4 protein-coding genes are annotated in these 16,750 nt (G+C 74.3%); 3 read left to right on the forward strand and 1 reads right to left on the reverse strand.

The genetic code is table 11. The features are described from left to right. Positions 1-1,606 precede the first annotated feature (1,606 nt). The 3 genes from ACIBQ6_RS36125 to ACIBQ6_RS36135 are packed head-to-tail and all read left to right on the forward strand — an operon-like array spanning position 1,607 to position 15,548. A complete protein-coding gene (locus ACIBQ6_RS36125) occupies positions 1,607-6,316 on the forward strand; it encodes an amino acid adenylation domain-containing protein (protein WP_397217459.1) in 4,710 nt (1,569 codons plus the stop codon). Continuing rightward, positions 6,313-14,610: an amino acid adenylation domain-containing protein gene (locus ACIBQ6_RS36130; RefSeq protein WP_397217461.1), complete on the forward strand. Its 8,298-nt coding sequence runs from the start codon at positions 6,313-6,315 to the stop codon at positions 14,608-14,610. Before ACIBQ6_RS36125 ends, ACIBQ6_RS36130 begins: the two co-directional genes overlap by 4 nt. Further along, entirely contained in the window at positions 14,607-15,548 is a 942-nt protein-coding gene (locus ACIBQ6_RS36135) for a threonine/serine dehydratase (protein ID WP_397217463.1), read from the forward strand. The genes ACIBQ6_RS36130 and ACIBQ6_RS36135 overlap by 4 nt, the downstream gene beginning before the upstream one ends. A 60-nt stretch (positions 15,549-15,608) precedes the next feature. On the opposite strand, the gene ACIBQ6_RS36140 is transcribed toward ACIBQ6_RS36135, so the two are convergent. Then, positions 15,609-16,733, reverse strand: coding sequence for a WD40/YVTN/BNR-like repeat-containing protein (locus ACIBQ6_RS36140; protein WP_397217465.1), 1,125 nt, complete (start codon positions 16,731-16,733; stop codon positions 15,609-15,611). Positions 16,734-16,750 lie beyond the last annotated feature (17 nt).

A 16,750-nucleotide genomic window follows, 5' to 3' on the forward strand; every position in this document is an offset into this window, starting at 1 on the left:
TCGAACCGCAACATGGCAGTACCCAGGGGATGCCGATCAGCCCGGTTCCGCGTCCCCCAGAGCCCCCTTCGGCGAATTCCTCAACAACGAGTCCTGATTCCCGAACGACAACAGCGCCCAATTAATTGAGACCACCACCCCACCCGAGCGTCTCGCCCCCCACCCACGGCGGCCCAGCGGCCCGGAGGCCCAATGGCCCGGTGGTCCGGTGGTCCGGTGGCGAGGGCCTGGAAGTCCGGGGAGTACGGGGAGTCGGAGCGGCACGGGAGTCCGGGCGACACGGGGAGTCCGGGCGGCCCAGGAGCGGGCAGACCGGGAGCGGACGCCCCCAGAGCGGACAGCCAGGAGCGAACGGCCAGGAGCCGGGGCCGGGAACCAGGGAGCGGGGACCAGGGAGCCGGGGACCTCCTTTCCATGCCTCCAGGCCGCCCGGCGGGCCGAAGGTGTGCGTGGCCAGGGCAGCCAGACCGGGCGTGCCCACGCCAGGCGCGGCGAGAGTAGGGGCAGCAAAGGCACGCCAACCAGACACACCTCCACCAGCTCCCGGCAGAGCGACCGCCCCTCCATCCGACACGCTCGGACGGCGACGAACAGGCCGCCCCGACCGCCCCAGCCGACAACACCAGGGCGGCCCGGGCCGACTCGGACGACAACACCAGGACGGTCCCAACGGACTCGGACGACAACACCCCGGCTCCCCAGCCGACTCAGACGACAATGGCCAGGCCCCGGGCCGCGCCGATCGGGGATGAGCAAGGCCGCACTGCCGGCTCGGACGACGATGAACAAGGCTGCCCTGCCAGCCCGGACAGCGACGAGCGGTACGGCGTGGCCGACGTCCCCGCCCCGCCGTACCGCTCGATCGCCGTCGGGCCGCACCGCGCCGCCCAACCACACGCCTCGCCGCCTCTCCCTCCCGCGCCCTCCTGCTGCACTGCCCACCGCTTGCCTGCCACCCGACCACGCACCCCTCACCCGTACCGCGCCGCCCGACGTCCCAGGCCCGCCGTACCGCGTGACCGCAACGCCACCGCGCCACCGACCGGGCACCCCGCTGCCTCACCTTGCCGCGCCACCCGGCCATGCCGCCCGCCCGCTCTCTGCCGGCGACACCCTCGCACCGCCACGCAGCCGCGACACTGCACCGCAGGTTTCCTCCGCCAAATGTCCGACCTCGTTCGCGCCGACCACCGGCCCGGTCGTACCCGAGCCGCCATGAACCCCTCGGAGGCCCCAGCCCTGGTGCCCTTTCCTGAGGAGGCTCGGCACCCGAGGCCCTCATCGGCGCCGCACCTCCACCACGCCAGCACACCCGCACCAGCACAGGACGGAGACCATCGGCAGGCCCAAAACAGGGAACGCCACCCCCACAGAACGGGTGTTCTTCCGCCGGCCGGGATCACGAATTCGCCACCCGGAGATCAGCCACTACACAGGGTCACAGAATCCCCCGGAGTTTGACCGGAAAACCTTACGGGACGTCATTCACGCTGACGGCCAACTCCGCCCCGGAAAGCACTCGACAAAGCGATCATGCGGATTATGCTTCATCGCGCAATTTGTACGTATTTGCCGCCAATCGCGGTGGGTTTTACGGGGAGACACCATGACCGACGACGTGAAAGGCCCGGGGGCCGGCACACGCGTTCACGAGGCCATATCCATCCAAGCCAGGAAAAGTCCTGACAGCATCGCCGTCATAGCCGGCACCACCCGCCTCACCTACGCCGAGCTGGACCGCAGGGCCAACGGCATCGCCCACACGCTGCTCGACCGCGGCATCGGACGCGGCCACCACGTCGGCGTCTGCCTGGAACAGGGCGAATGGCTGCTCCCGGCGCTACTCGGCGCGTGGAATGCGGGCGCGGCCTACGTTCCGCTCGACCCCGCCTACCCCGCCGAGCGCTTACGGTTCATGGCCGCGAACGCCGAGGTCACCGCCGTGCTCTCCGCGACCGCGCAGGCCGCGACGGCCGCCCTCACCGGGGCGGAGGTCGTCCACGTCGACGACGTCGCGCCGCGCGAGGACGCGCCCGGCGTCGCGGGAGACGCCGCCGACGCCGCGTACGTGATCTACACCTCCGGCTCCACCGGGACGCCCAAGGGCGTGGTCGTGGAGCACCGCAACACCATGAACTTCCTGGCCTGGGGCGCGTCGGCGTACACCGCCGAGGAGCTGGGCGGCATGCTGGCCAGCGCGTCGATCTGCTTCGACGCCTCGATCATGCTGCTGTTCGTCCCGCTCGTCGCCGGCGGCACGGTGATCATGGCGGAGAACCTGCTGGCGCTGCCGTCCCTGCCCGCCCGCGACGAGGTGACGACCGTGTTCGGCGTCCCCTCCGCGCTGTCGGTGCTGCTGCGCGACCCGCTGCCGGCCGGGGTGCGGACGGTGGTGTCGGGCGGCGAGCCGCTGACCGCCGCGCTGATCCGCCAGATCTACGCCAACCCGAACGTCCGGCGCGTCCTCAACATGTACGGCCCGACGGAGTGCAGCACCGCCTGCACTTTCTTCGAGGCGGGACGCGACTTCGACGGCGAGCCGCCGCTCGGCGAGCCGCTGGCCGGCGCCGTGCTGTCGGTGCGCGACGCGCAGGGCCTGCCCGTCCGGGACGGCGAGCTGGGCGAGTTGTGGATCGGCGGCCCCGTGGTGGCCCGCGGATACCTCGGGGTGGACTCCCCCGCGTTCGGCTCCGGTCCGGACGGCGGCCGCGTCTACCGCAGCGGCGACCTGGTCCGCCGGGTGGACGGCGAGCTGCGCTACGCGGGCCGGGCCGACGACCAGGTCAAGATCCGCGGCATCCGGGTCGAGCTCGGCGAGGTGGAGTCCGTGCTGGCCGGTCACCCCGCGGTACGGCGGGCCGTGGTGCTCGCGCAGACCGGCGACGACGGGGCCGCCCACCTGGTCGGCCATGTCGCCGCGACCGGGGTGAGCGAGCCCGAGCTGCGCGAGTGGCTGGGCGACCGGCTGCCCGGCCACCTGGTCCCGGCCCGGATCGGGATCAGCGAGAGCCTGCCGCTGGCCCCCACCGGCAAGGTGGACCGCGCCGCCCTGCCCAGGCTCGGCTCCACGCGGCTGGTCGCCGCCGCGCCGGTCGCGCCGAGGACCGACGACGAGCGCCTGGTGGCCGACGTCATCGCCGAGGTGCTCGGCCTCGACGGGATCGGCGTGCTGGACCGCTTCGCCGACCTGGGCGGGCACTCCCTGGCCGCGGTGAGGGTGGTGAACGAGCTGTCGCGCCGGCTGGGGCACACCGTGCCGCCGGCGGCGTTCCTGACCGAGCCCACGGCGGCCGGGCTGGGGTCCCGGCTGCGCGAGACCGTCCGGGAGCCGGTGCGGCGGGACGGCGGCCGGAGCACGTACCCGCTGACCGGCATGCAGCGCGAGTTCTGGACCCTGCGGCAGCTCCATCCGGGCAAGCCGGTCACCACCGTGTCGGTCCGGCTGCGGGTGAGCGGCCTGCGGGACGCGGCGCCGCTGCGGGCGGCGCTGGACGCCGTCGTGGCCCGGCACGAGGTGCTGCGCAGCACCGTCGCCGTGGGCGAGGACGGCGTGCCGTACGCCGTGACGCATCCGCCGGTTCCGGTGCCGTTCGCCGAGCACGGCCCCGAGGCCGACCCGGAGCGGGTGGCCAGGCGCGCGGGCGCGTACGTGTTCGACGTCGCGGACGAGGTGCCGCTGGTCCGGGCCGAGCTGTGCTGGACCGGCGAGGCGGCGGCCGAGCTCGTGGTCGTGACCGATCACCTCGCCTTCGACGGCGGCTCGGTCGGCATCCTGATGGACGAGCTGGCCGCCGGGCTGGCCGGACGGCCGGTGGCCGGGCCCGCCGTCCAGGTCGGCGACGTGGCCGTGCGCGAGCAGGAAGGGCATCCGGAGCTGCCGCGGCTGCGCGAGTTCTGGCAGCGGGAGCTGTCGGGCGCTCCGGTGACGCCTCCGGCGCCCGCCGACCTGACGGCGGCGCGGGTGACCAGGCCGCTGCCGGAGGAGTTCGTGGCCGGCGTGTCCGCCCTGGCCAGGCGGTGCGGCGCGACCCCGTTCGCGGTCTACCTGGCCGGGCTCGCCCTGGCCGGCGCCGAACCGGACACGCTGATCGGCGCGGTCGCGGCGCGCCGCGCCGGCGCCGAGCTCGCCGGGGTCGTCGGCCCGCTGGTCGACACCGTGCCGGTACGGCTGCGGACCGGTGACGCCGCGACCTTCCGCGACCTGGTGCGCCAGGCCGCGGACGCCACCACGCGGGCGCTGATCCACCAGGAGATCCCGCCCGCCGAGCTGCCCCGCGCCGCCGTGCTGCTGGCCATGCAGCACAGCGAGGTCCCCGTGCGCGTGGACGGCCTGGAACTGCTCACCGAGCTCGGCTCGGGAGCCGCCGGCCACGAGCTCAGCGTGCTGGTCAACCGCACGGCGTCCGGCGGCGAGCTGCACCTGGAGTACGCCACCGCCCTGCTCGGCCGGGACCGCGCCGAGGCGTACGTGGACCGCCTGATCGCGTTGCTGCGGCACGCCATGACGGACCCCGGCCGCGAACTGGAGCTCGTCACCCCGGGCGAGCGGGCCGCGCTGCTGACGCTGGCCGCCGGGCCGGACCTGCCGCGACCGCTGCCGACCGTGCCGCGGTCGATCGCGGCCCACACCACGGGAACGGCCGTGGCCGGCCCCGACGGCACGTCGCTGAGCTTCGCCGACCTGAACGACTGGGCCGACCGGGCGGCGGCGACGCTGCTGGAGCACGGCGTGGCGCCCGGGGACGTCGTCGGCGTCTGCCTGCCGCGCGACCATCTGATGCCCGCCGTCCTGCTGGCGGTGTGGCGGGCGGGCGCGGCGTATCTGCCGATGGATCCCGAGCACCCGGCCGAGCGGCTGCGCCTGCTGGCCGAGGACGCCGGGGCCCGCGTCGTGCTCGCCAGGGGCGGCGTGCCGGGGCTCGACGCCCTGGACCTCGACCGGCTGAAGCTCGACGTCCTGGACCTCGACCGGCTGGAGCTCGACGGCCGCGCCGAGCTGCCCGAGGTCCGGCCCGGCGACCTGGCGTACGTGATGTACACCTCCGGCTCGACCGGCACGCCCAAGGGCGTCGAGGTCACCCACGCGAACCTGGCCGCCCTGGTGGCGGGCACGGCGGCCGCGCTGCGCCTGGGCCCGGACGACGTGCAGCCGGCCGTGGCGCCGCTGACGTTCGACGCGGCGGCCTCCGAACTGTGGACGGTCCTGACCCGCGGCGGGACCAGCGTGGTGGTGGACAGGGCGACCGCCAGGGACGGTCACGCGCTGGCCGAGGCGGCCGCCAAGGCCACGGTGCTCGACCTGGTGCCGACGGCGTACCGGATGCTGATCGAGGCCGGCTGGACGGGCGACGCGAAGCTGCGCGCGGTCACCGGCGGCGAGGCGCTGGACCCGGGCCTGGCCGCGGAGATCCTGGCGCGGGCCGGCGAGTTGTGGAACGCCTACGGCCCCACCGAGGCCACCGTCACCTCGACCATGCACCGCGTGTCCGCCGGCGAGCCCGGCCCGGTGCCGATCGGCTCGCCGATGCCCGGCGAGCGGGCCTACGTCGTCGACTCGCGGCTGCGGCTGCTGCCGCCGGGCGCGGTGGGCGAACTGCTGCTGGGCGGCGCGGGCGTGGCCCGGGGATACCGGAACAGTCCGGGCCTGTCCGGATTCGTGGAGGATCCCTTCGTCCCCGGCGGCAGGTGTTACCGGACGGGGGACCTCGCGCACTGGCGGCCCGACGGGACGCTGGAGTTCCACGGCCGCCGCGACCACCAGGTGAAGGTCCGCGGCTACCGCATCGAGCTGGGCGAGGTCGAGGCCGTGCTGCGCGAGGTGGCCCAGGGCGCGGTGACCGTGTCCGGCACGGGCGCCCAAGCCCACCTGGTCGGCTACGTCACGCCCGAGACGGCCGACCCGGCGGCGGTGGAGCGACATCTGCGCGCACGGCTGCCCGACCACATGGTGCCGCGGCGGTGGGTGGCGCTGGCCGCGCTGCCCACCCTGTCCAGCGGCAAGGTGGACCGGGACGCCCTGCCCGAGCCCGGTGACGCCCCGCAGGCCGAACGGGTCGCGCCCGCCTCCGACGCCGAGATCATGGTCGCCTCGATCTGGGCGGCGGTGCTCGGCCGTCCGGCCGTCTGGGCCGACGACGACTTCTTCGCCCTGGGCGGCGGCTCCTTCGCCGCCACCCGCGTGGCCGGACGGCTCCGCGAGGTCCTGCGGCTCGCCGTGCCGGTGCGGCTGCTCTTCGACCGTCCGGTGCTCGCCGACTTCGCCGCCGGCCTGGAAGAGCTGCTGCTCGCCGACCTGACGGACGGGGTGGAGGCATGACCGAGGTGCAGCGCGACCGGGTCGCCGACCTGCTCCGTTCCCGGCTCGCGGCGGCGCGGGCCGGGGCCGAGACCCTTGAGGAAGCCGCTCCGGCGGGCATCCCGGCACTGTCGGCCGCGGACATGCCGCTGTCCCCGCTCCAGGAGCGGCTGTGGTTCCTGGCCCAGTTGGAGCCGGACTCCCCCGCCTACAACGTGCCGCAGGCGCTGAGGCTGCGCGGGCCGGTGGACCTCGACGCCCTCACCGGCGCGCTGGCCGACGTCGCTGAGCGGCACTGGGTGCTGCGCGGCGTCGTCGAGGGCCGGCGGGTGCGGCCGGCCGCCGGCGTGCCCGTCAGCGTGGTGGAGGTGACGCCCGGGTCGCTGGAGCGGGAGCTGCGGGCCGAGGCGTGGCGGCCCTTCCGCCTGGACGCCGAGCCGCCCATGCGGGCCACCGTGTTCCGGCTCGGCGCCGACGACCACGTGCTCGTGCTGGTCCTGCACCACATCGTCACCGACGCCTGGTCGGAGCAGGTGCTGCTGCGCGACCTGTCGGCGCTGTACGCGGCCCGGCTCGGCGCCGGCCCCCGTCCGGAGCCCCCGGCCCTGCAGTACGCCGACGTCGCCGCCTGGGAGGCCGGCCAGAACGCGCACGAGACGGCCGGCGAGAGCGACCTGGACTGGTGGACGCGGCGGCTGACCGGGCTGGCCCCGGTGCTCGACCTGCCCACCGACCGGCCCCGTCCCGCCGTGCCGGCCTGGAGCGGGCGCACGGTCGGCTTCGAGGTGCACGGGGAGCTGGCGGCCAAGGTGCGGGCCACCGCCGGGACGACGCCGTTCATGGTCTTCCTGGCCGGGCTGCAGGCGCTGCTGGGCCGGTTGGCCGGCAGCGACGACATCGCGGTGGGCGTCCCGCACGCCGGGCGGGACCATCCCGACACCGAGGGCGTGGTGGGCTGCTTCCTCAACACCCTGGTGCTGCGTACCGACGTCGGCGGCGACCCCACCGGGCGCGAGCTGCTAACCCGGGCCCGTACGACCGCTCTGGACGCCTTCGCCCACAGCCGCACGCCGTTCGAGCGGATCGTGGAGCGGTTGCAGCCGGAGCGGAACCTGTCGGTCACGCCGCTGTTCCAGGTGATGCTGAACGTGTACGACAGCGTCACCCCGATGAGCCTGCCCGGGGTCGAGGTCGTGGCCGAGCGGCTGACGTCTCCGACGGCCAAGTTCGACCTCAACCTGACGCTGGAGGATCGCGGGGACGGGTTCGACGGCGTGCTCGAATTCCGCACGGACCTGTTCGACGAGGCGACCGTCCGCAGGCTGGCGGACTGGTACCTCAGCCTGCTGGACGGGATGTTGTCCGACCTGGACGCGCCGGTCGGCGCGGTGCCGCTGGAGCCGGTGACCGGGCCCGTCCTGGCCGGTCCCGCGCCCATGGAGGCGCCCGGCCAGGCCGTGCACCACCTGATCGAACAGTGGGTGGACACCACCCCGGACGCGCCCGCCGTGGTGGGCGCGGATCGCAGCCTGTCCTATGCCGAGCTGGAGTCCTCCGCCAACCGCATCGCGCACTGGCTGATCGAGGCCGGGGTGCGCGCGGACGAGCCGGTCGGCGTGCTGCTGGAGTCCGGGGCTTCCCTGGCGTGCGCGCTGTTCGGCATCCAGAAATCGGGCGGCGGATATCTGCCGATGGATCCGACCTATCCGGCGGCACGCATCGCGACCATGCTCGACGCCGCCGGAGTCCGGGCCGTGATCACGACGTCGGAGTTCACCGACCGCCTCGGCCCGGACGTGCGGGTCCTGAAACTGGACCGACTCCCCGACCTGCCCGCCGAGCGGCCCCGCGTGGACGTGCTGCCGGAGCACCTGCACCACGTCATCTTCACCTCCGGCTCCACCGGCACCCCCAAGGCCGTCGCCGCCGAGCACCGCAACGTGCTCAGCTACCTCAACGGCATGCTCCCCCGCATCGACGCCCCCGGCGGCTCGTTCGCCGTGGTCTCCACACCCGCCGCCGACTTCGGCCTGACCTGCGTGTTCGGCGCGCTGACCACCGGCGGAACCGTCCACCTGCTGCCACGCGAGACCGCGATGGACCCCACCGCGTTCGCCGACTATCTGACCCACCACCAGGTGGACGTCGTCAAATGCGTCCCCAGCCACCTCGAACTCCTGGCCTCCGGCGGCGACCTGGCGGCCGTCCTACCAGGCAGACTCCTCATCCTCGCCGGCGAAGCCTGCCCCTGGGACCTCGTCGAACGAGCCCAGAACGCCAAACCCGGCCTGCGCGTCCAGAGCCACTACGGCCACACCGAATCCACCATGATCTGCCTGGTCTGCGACACCGACCAGATCCCCGCGGAACGCCGGACCGGGATCGTCCCGCTGGGCCGTCCCCTGCCGGGCGTCTACGGCCATCTGGTGGACTCGCGGCTCCGGCCGGTCCCGCCGGGCGTGCCAGGTGAGCTGGTCGTCGGCGGCCCGGGGGTGACCCGCGGCTACATCGGGCTGCCGGACCTGACCGCCGAACGCTTCGTCCCGGACCCGCTGACCGGCGACGAGCGTTGCTACCGCAGCGGCGACCTGCTCCGCCTCACCGCCGACGGACAGATCGAGTTCCGCGGCCGGGTCGACGACCAGGTCAAGGTCCGCGGCTACCGGGTCGAACTCGGCGAAGTGGTCACCGCCCTGCGAGCCCTCCCCCAGGTCTCCGAAGCCGTCGTCCTCCCGATCGGCGAGGGCAAGGCCAGGCAGCTGGCCGCCTGGGTCACCCCCGCGTCGGCGAACGTCCCGGCGGTCCGGTCGGCGCTGCGCGAACGGCTGCCCGACTACATGGTCCCGGCCCACATCGTCACCCTCGACCACCTGCCCCTCAACCCCAACGGCAAGATCGACCGAGCCGCCCTTCCCGAACCGCAGCAGGAGGCGGCGGCCTTCGTGCCGCCGAGCACGGCCGCCGAGCGGCTGGTGGCCCAGGCGTGGGCCGAAGTGCTCGACGTGGAGCAGGTGGGGGCGAACGACGACTTCTTCACGCTGGGCGGCCACTCCTTCGCCGCCACCCGGGTGGCGGGCCGCCTGCGCGAACAGCTCGGCGTCGCCGTACCGGTGCGGCTGCTCTTCGAGCACTCCGTGCTCGCCGACCTGGCCGCCGCGCTCCCCCGTCCCGCCTCGGCGGCGGTGGCGCGACGCGAGCGCGTGGAGGGTCCGGCGCCGCTGTCCGGCGCCCAGGCCAGGCTCTGGTTCCTGGCCCAGCTGGAGCCGGACGGCACGGCTTACAACGTCCCGATGACCCTGCGGTTGCGCGGGCCGCTGCAGGCGGACGCGCTGCTGGGCGCGGTCAGGGACCTGGCCGAGCGGCACGAGGTGCTGCGCAGCGTGATCGTCGCCACCGGCGCCGAACCGGTCCTGGAGGTACGGCCGGCCGCGGAGGTGCCGGTGACCACCGTGACCATCGACCGTTCCCAGGTCGACCGGGCGGTGGCCGAGCAGCTGGCCACGCCGTTCGCGCTGGACCGGGAGCCGCCGATGCGGGCGGTCCTGTTCGTGGTGGACGACGCGGAACACGTGCTCTCCCTCACCTTCCACCACATCGCCACGGACGCCTGGACGCGCGGCCTCCTGCAGTCGGAGCTGTCGGCGCTGTACGCCGCCCGGCTGGGACTGCGCCCGCCGCCGGGCCCGCCGCCCGCCCAGTACGCGGAAGTGGCGCCCGTCCCGGCCCTGGCCGATCTGGACTGGTGGGCGGAACGGCTGCGGGGGCTGCCGCCGGTGCTCGACCTGCCGACGGATCGTCCTCGGCCCGCGGTGGCCGACCCGGCGGGGGCGTCGCTGGAGGTGGAGCTGCCGGCGGAGCTGGCGGCCAAGGTGCGGTCGGCGCCGGGCATGACGCCGTTCATGGTGCTGCTGGCCGGGTTGCAGGCGCTGCTGGCCCGGCTGTCGGCGAGCGCGGACATCGCGGTCGGCGTGCCGGTCAGCGGACGGGACCATCCCGACACCGAGGGCGTGGTGGGCTGCTTCATCAACACCGTCGTGGTCCGCGCCGACCTGGGCGGCGACCCGACCGGCCGGGAGCTGCTGGACCGGGTCAAGGAGGCCGCGCTGGGGGCGCTCGCCCACGCGGGAGCGCCGTTCGACCGGGTGGTGGACCGGCTGCGGCCGGAACGCAACCTGGCCGCCACCCCGCTGTTCCAGGTGATGCTCAACTACATCCCCGACCAGGGACGTCCCGAGCTGCCCGGCCTGGAGGCGGCCTCCATCGAGCTCCCGGAGCGGACGGCGAAGTTCGACCTGGACCTGTACGTGCTCGACAGCGGTCCAGGATCGCCGCTGCGCGGCGGCTTCGGCTACCGCACGGACCTGTTCGACGAGGCGACCGTTCGCAGGCTGGCGGACTGGTACCTCACCCTGCTGGACGGGATGTTGTCCGACCTGGACGCGCCGGTCGGCGCGGTGCCGCTGGAGCCGGTGACCGGGCCCGTCCTGGCCGGTCCCGCGCCCATGGAGGCGCCCGGCCACGCCGTGCACCACCTGATCGAACAGTGGGTGGACACCACCCCGGACGCGCCCGCCGTGGTGGGCGCGGATCGCAGCCTGTCCTATGCCGAGCTGGAGTCCTCCGCCAACCGCATCGCGCACTGGCTGATCGAGGCCGGGGTGCGCGCGGACGAGCCGGTCGGCGTGCTGCTGGAGTCCGGGGCTTCCCTGGCGTGCGCGCTGTTCGGCATCCAGAAATCGGGCGGCGGCTACCTGCCGATGGACCCGGCGTACCCGGCGGCACGCATCGCGACCATGCTCGACGCCGCCGGAGTCCGAGCCGTGATCACGATGTCGGAGTTCACCGACCGCCTCGGCCCGGACGTGCGGGTCCTGGAACTGGACCGACTACCTGACCTCCCGGAGACCAGGCCGGAAAGCGCGGTGCGACCGGAACACCTGCACCACGTCATCTTCACCTCCGGCTCCACCGGCACGCCCAAGGCGGTGGCCGCCGAGCACGGCGGCGTCCTGAACTACCTGGGCGGCATGCTGCCGCGCATCGACGCCCCCGGCGGGTCGTTCGCGGTGGTCTCCACGCCAGCCGCCGACTTCGGTCTGACCTGCGTGTTCGGCGCGCTGACCACCGGCGGGACGGTGCACCTGGTGCCGCGCGAGACCGCGATGGACCCGGCCGCGTTCGCCGGTTACCTGGCCGAGCACCGGGTGGACGTCGTCAAGTGCGTCCCCAGCCACCTGGAGCTGCTGGCCTCGGGCGGCGACCTGGCCGCCGTGCTGCCGCGCCGGCTGCTGATCCTGGCGGGCGAGGCATGCCCGTGGGACCTGGTGGAGCGGGCCCGCGCCGCCCGGCCCGAGCTCAGGATCCAGAGCCACTACGGCCACACCGAGTCCACGATGATCTGCCTGGTGTGCGACACCGAGGAGATCCCCGCCGACCGGCGGACCGGCATCGTGCCGCTGGGCCGTCCGCTGCCCGGCGTGTACGGCCACCTGGTGGACGCCGCAATGCGGCCGGTGCCGCCCGGCGTGCCCGGCGAGCTGGTCGTCGGCGGCCCCGGCGTCACCCGCGGCTACATCGGCCGGCCCGAGCTGACCGCCGAACGGTTCGTCCCCGACCCGCTGACCGGGCAGGACCGCTGCTACCGCAGCGGCGACCTGCTCCGCCTCACCGCCGACGGACAGATCGAGTTCCGCGGCCGGGTCGACGACCAGGTCAAGGTCCGCGGCTACCGGGTCGAACTGGGTGAGGTCACCACCGCGCTGCGGGCGCTGCCCCAGGTCGCCGAGGCCGTGGTGCTGCCCGTCGGCGAGGGCAAGGCCAGGCAGCTCGCCGCGTGGGTGACGCCCGCGACCGTGGAGGCCGCGGCCGTGCGCTCGGCGCTGCGTGAACGGCTGCCCGACTACATGGTCCCGGCGCACGTCGTCGCCCTCGACCGGCTTCCGCTCAACCCGAACGGGAAGATCGACCGGGCGGCCCTGCCCGAGCCGGTGGCCGAGCAGGCCGCGTACGCGGCGCCCTCGACGCCGAACGAGGAGCTGGTCGCCGGGGCCTTCGCCCGGGTGCTCGGCGTCGAGCGGGTCGGCGCGGGCGACGACTTCTTCGCCCTCGGCGGCGACTCCTTCGCCGCGGTCCGCGCGGTCAAGGAGATCGGCCGCGGGCTGCGCGTGATCGACCTGTTCACCCGGCCCACCGTCGCCCAGCTGGCCGCCTTCCTCGGCCAGGAGAGCGGCGCGGGGCTGCTGCACCGGCTGGGTGGGGGCCCGGCCAGCGAGTTCACCCTGCTCTGCGTGCCGTACGGCGGCGGCTCGGCGGCGGTGTACCAGCCGCTGGCCCAGGCGCTGGGCGACCGGGTGGAGGTGCTCTCGGTCGAGCTGCCCGGCCACGACCCCGCCAGACCCGACGAGCTGCCGCTGCCCCTGGAGGATCTCGTCGAGGCGTTGTCCGCCGAAGTGGCGAAGTCCTCGATCAGCCGTCCGGTGGCGGTGTACGGCCACTGCGTCGGCTCCGCGCCGGCCGTCGCGCTGGCCCGCAGGCTGGAGGCCGACGGCGTGCCGGTGCTGGGCGTGATCGCGGCGGGCAGTTTCCCGTCCGCCCGGCTGCCCGGCCTGGCCAGGAAGCTGTTCCGCGGCGACCGCCTGGTCTCCGACCGGCTGTTCCGCGACGCGCTGCGGGCGTCGGGCGGCCTGCTCGACGACATGGACGAGGCCGCCAAGGCGACCGCGGTGCGCGCCATGCGCCACGACTCCACGCAGGCGCAGGAGTGGTTCACCCGGGAGCTGGCCGCCGACGGCCCGCGGCTGGCGGCGCCGATCCTGTGCCTGGTTGGCGAGCGGGACCGGGCCACCCAGCTGCACGAGGAGCGCTACGCCGAATGGGGCGCCTTCGCGTCGAGGGTGGGGCACGCCGTGCTGCCCAGGGCCGGCCACTACTTCCTGCGCCACCAGGCCGAGCCGCTGGCCGCCCTGGTGTTCGGCCAGCTACGGCGCTGGTCGGACGGGGAGCTCCCGGATCCCGTGCGCCCGCCTGACCGGACCGGTCTGCGCTCCTTCTACACCGTCGCCGGCGGGCAGTTCGTGTCGGCGGTGGGCAACGCGCTCAGCGCCTTCGCGCTGGGCATCTGGGCCTACCAGCGCAGCGGCGAGATCCTGGACCTCGCGCTGGTCACGATGCTGGCGCAGATCCCGGCCGTGCTGCTCACCCCGTTGGGCGGCGCGCTGGCCGACCGGGTGGACCGGCGGCGGATCATGCTCGCCTGCGACGCCCTGTCCGGGCTGGCGATGGGGGCGCTGGTGCTGCTGATGGCGACCGGCCGGCTGGAGTTGTGGAACGTCTGTCTCATCGTCGCCGTCACCTCGATGGTCACGGCGTTCCATCAGCCCGCCTACCTGGCCGCGATCGCGCAGCTGGTGCCCAAGCCGTACCTGCCGCAGGCCAACGCCATGGCCAACCTGGGGTTCGGCGCGGGCAACGTGGTGGCCCCGCTGGCGGGCGGGGCGCTGATCGGCCTGTTCGGGCTGTCGGCGGTGATCTCCATCGACGTGGCCACCTTCGCGATCGGCGTGGGGACGCTGCTCGCGGTCCGGTTCCCGAACCGGCTCTTCCACCGGCGGGAGGAGAGCTTCCGGGCGGCGCTGAGCGGCGGATGGCGCTTCATCCGCCGGCGGCGGCCGCTGCTGGTGATGGCGGTCTTCTTCGCGGTGGTCAACTTCTGCACCGCGCTGATGTGGGTGCTCATCACCCCGATCGTGTTGTCCATCGGCAGCTCGGCCGACCTGGGCGTGGTGACGGCCGCCGGCGGTCTCGGCGTGGCGGTGGGCACCGGCGTGATCCTGGTGTGGGGCGGCAGCCGCCGCCGGGCGACCGGCATGATCGCCTTCGTGATCGGCTCCGGGGTCGGTGTCGTCCTGATGGGCGCGTGGCCGGTCGTGGGGCTGGTCGCGGTGGGCCTGTTCGTACGGCTGGCCTGCATGAGCATCGGCAACGCGCACTGGTTGTCGGTCATCCAGACCAAGGTGGGCCCTGACCTGCAGGGCCGGGTGCTGGCAGTGAACGTCATGCTGGCCACGGCCATGCAGCCACTGGGCTTCCTGTCGGCCGGGCCGCTGGCCGAATGGGCGGAGCCGCTGACCTCCCGGCCGGGCGGCGGAGCCGCGGCGGTGCTGCTGGCCAGCGGCGTCCTGCTGGTGATCTGGGGTCTGCTCGGGCTGCGTCACCGGCCGCTGCACCACATCGAGGACCTCATCCCCGACGCGGCGCCGCCCTCGGAGGCCGCCGCCGACCTGAACGCGATCCAGGAGAAGGTGCTGAACGGATGATCTTGGTATCCGCGTCCGACGTGCGGGCCGCCGCGGCCCGCATCGCGCCGTTCGTCCGGCGCACGCCGCTGCTGCGGCTGCCCGGCGAACGCCTGTGGCTCAAGCCGGAGAACCGGCAGCCCACCGCCTCGTTCAAGGTGCGCGGCGCCGCCAACGCGGTGGCCCGGCTGGCCGGTCGGGGCATCACGCACGTCGTGGCCCAGTCCTCGGGCAACCACGCCCAGGCCATCGCCTACGCCGCCGCCCGGCACGGCCTGCGGGCCACCGTCGTCCTGCCCGACACCGCGCCGGAGCTCAAGGTGGAGGCGGCCCGCGGGCTCGGCGCCGAGGTGGTCATCGTGCCGCCGGCGCTGCGCGAGATCACCTGCCTGGCGCTGGCCGACCATCTCGGGGCGACCGTCGTGCGCTCCGACGACTTCGACGTGATCGCCGGGCACGGCAGCGCCGGGGCGGAGATCGTCCTGGACCTTCCGGAGGCGGGCACGATCCTGGTGCCCGTCTGCAACGGCGGCCTGCTGGCCGGCGTCGCGGTGGCGGCCAAGGCCGCCGACCGCGCGATCACCGTGATCGGCGTCGAGCCCGAGCTCGCCGCCGACGGCACGGCCAGCTTCCGCAGCGGCACCCGGACGGCCTGGCCGGTGGAGCTGACCTACCGCACCCGGGCCGACGGGTTGCGCGGCCCCGTCCTCGGCGAGCTGGCCTGGGAGCACATCCGGCGGCACGTGGACGACATGCTGACCGTTCGTGAGGACGACATCGACGCCGCCGCCGAGCTGCTGTGGGACCGGCTGGGCGAGCGAGCCGAGCCAAGCGGGGCCGTGACCACCGCCGCCTACCTGGCCCATCAGGCCCTTCTGCCCGACGGGCCGGTGGTGGCGATCGTCTCCGGCGGCAACGTGGCGCCCGCCCTCCAGCCGGCGGCCCGGCAGGCGGAGTGACGCCGCCCTCGCGTCCCATGGCGCGGAACCACCATGGGACGCGAGGGGCGGGGACGGCCGCTACGCCTCTTCGGAGACCCCCAGGTACATCACGCCCGGGTGCGCGGGGTTGAAGGCGATCGAGGTGACGCGGTCGTAGGCGTTGTGGTTGACGGTGACGCGGTCCTTGCGGGACTCGTACTTGTAGATGTCCGTGCCGATCGCCGACCAGCCGGTCCCGAAGTCGAAGTAGAGGACGTCGGCGTCCTTCGGGTGCGGGGCGAGCAGCGGCCCGTTGGGGATCGTCACCACCGCGTCCTGGTCCACGGCGGGGGTGAAGTTCCGGCCGCCGTCGTCCGAGCGGTAGATGTGCCGGCCGCCGGACGGCACGCCGGCCTCCAGCTCCGCCAGGTTGAGCCCCATCGCCCACACGACGTTCCCGGCGGCCGGGGAGATCGCGGCGCTGAACACGTTGACCCGGTCGCCGTCCCCGGCCAGCCCCGCGGCCGAGGCCCAGGTGCGGCCGCCGTCGAAGGTGACGCGGGCGCCGGTGTCGGAGGCGCCGAGCACCACGTGGTCCAGGTCGTGCGGGTCGAACACCGCCGTGTAGGACATGCGGGTGTCGCTCGGCGACCAGGCCGGCACCCCGACGGGCTGCCAGGTGCGCCCGCCGTCCCGCGACTCGTGCAGCTGCCCCAGCAGGTCGGAGGCCCGCAGGCGGTCGCCGTCGCCCCGGTCCACGCCGATCCCGATCAGGTCGCCGCCCGGCCCGGTGAGCGGCGTGACGCCCTCGGGCGTGGCGAGCGCCAGGTTGCCGTCGCGGTCCCAGGCGTAGGCCCGGCCGCCCTGGGCGGCGACCAGCTCGACGAAGGAGCCCTTGACCTCGCCGGCCGCGCTCCAGGTGCAGCCCGCGTCCTTGGAGGCCAGCAACCGCCTGTTGGACATGGCCAGCAACTGGTTCGGGCGGTCGAGCGCGACCAGCCCGGTGGTGTAGACGATCGGGCCGAGCACCTCGCTGGTGGACGCGATCTTCTTGCCGTCGTTCCACGCGTACGTCACAGAGCCGTCGCCGGCGACCGTCTGGCAGACCGGCCGGCTCCAGCCCGAGCCGTCGAAACCCTCACTGGAGGTGCTCGCCATGGCGGGCGTGGCGGCGGACAAGACCGTCAGCGCGGTCGCGAGTCCGATGGTGAACGCCTTCTTCAACACTGCCTCCCCGACAG

This window comes from Nonomuraea sp. NPDC049655, from assembly GCF_044465465.1.
Taxonomy (GTDB): Bacteria; Actinomycetota; Actinomycetes; order Streptosporangiales; family Streptosporangiaceae; genus Nonomuraea.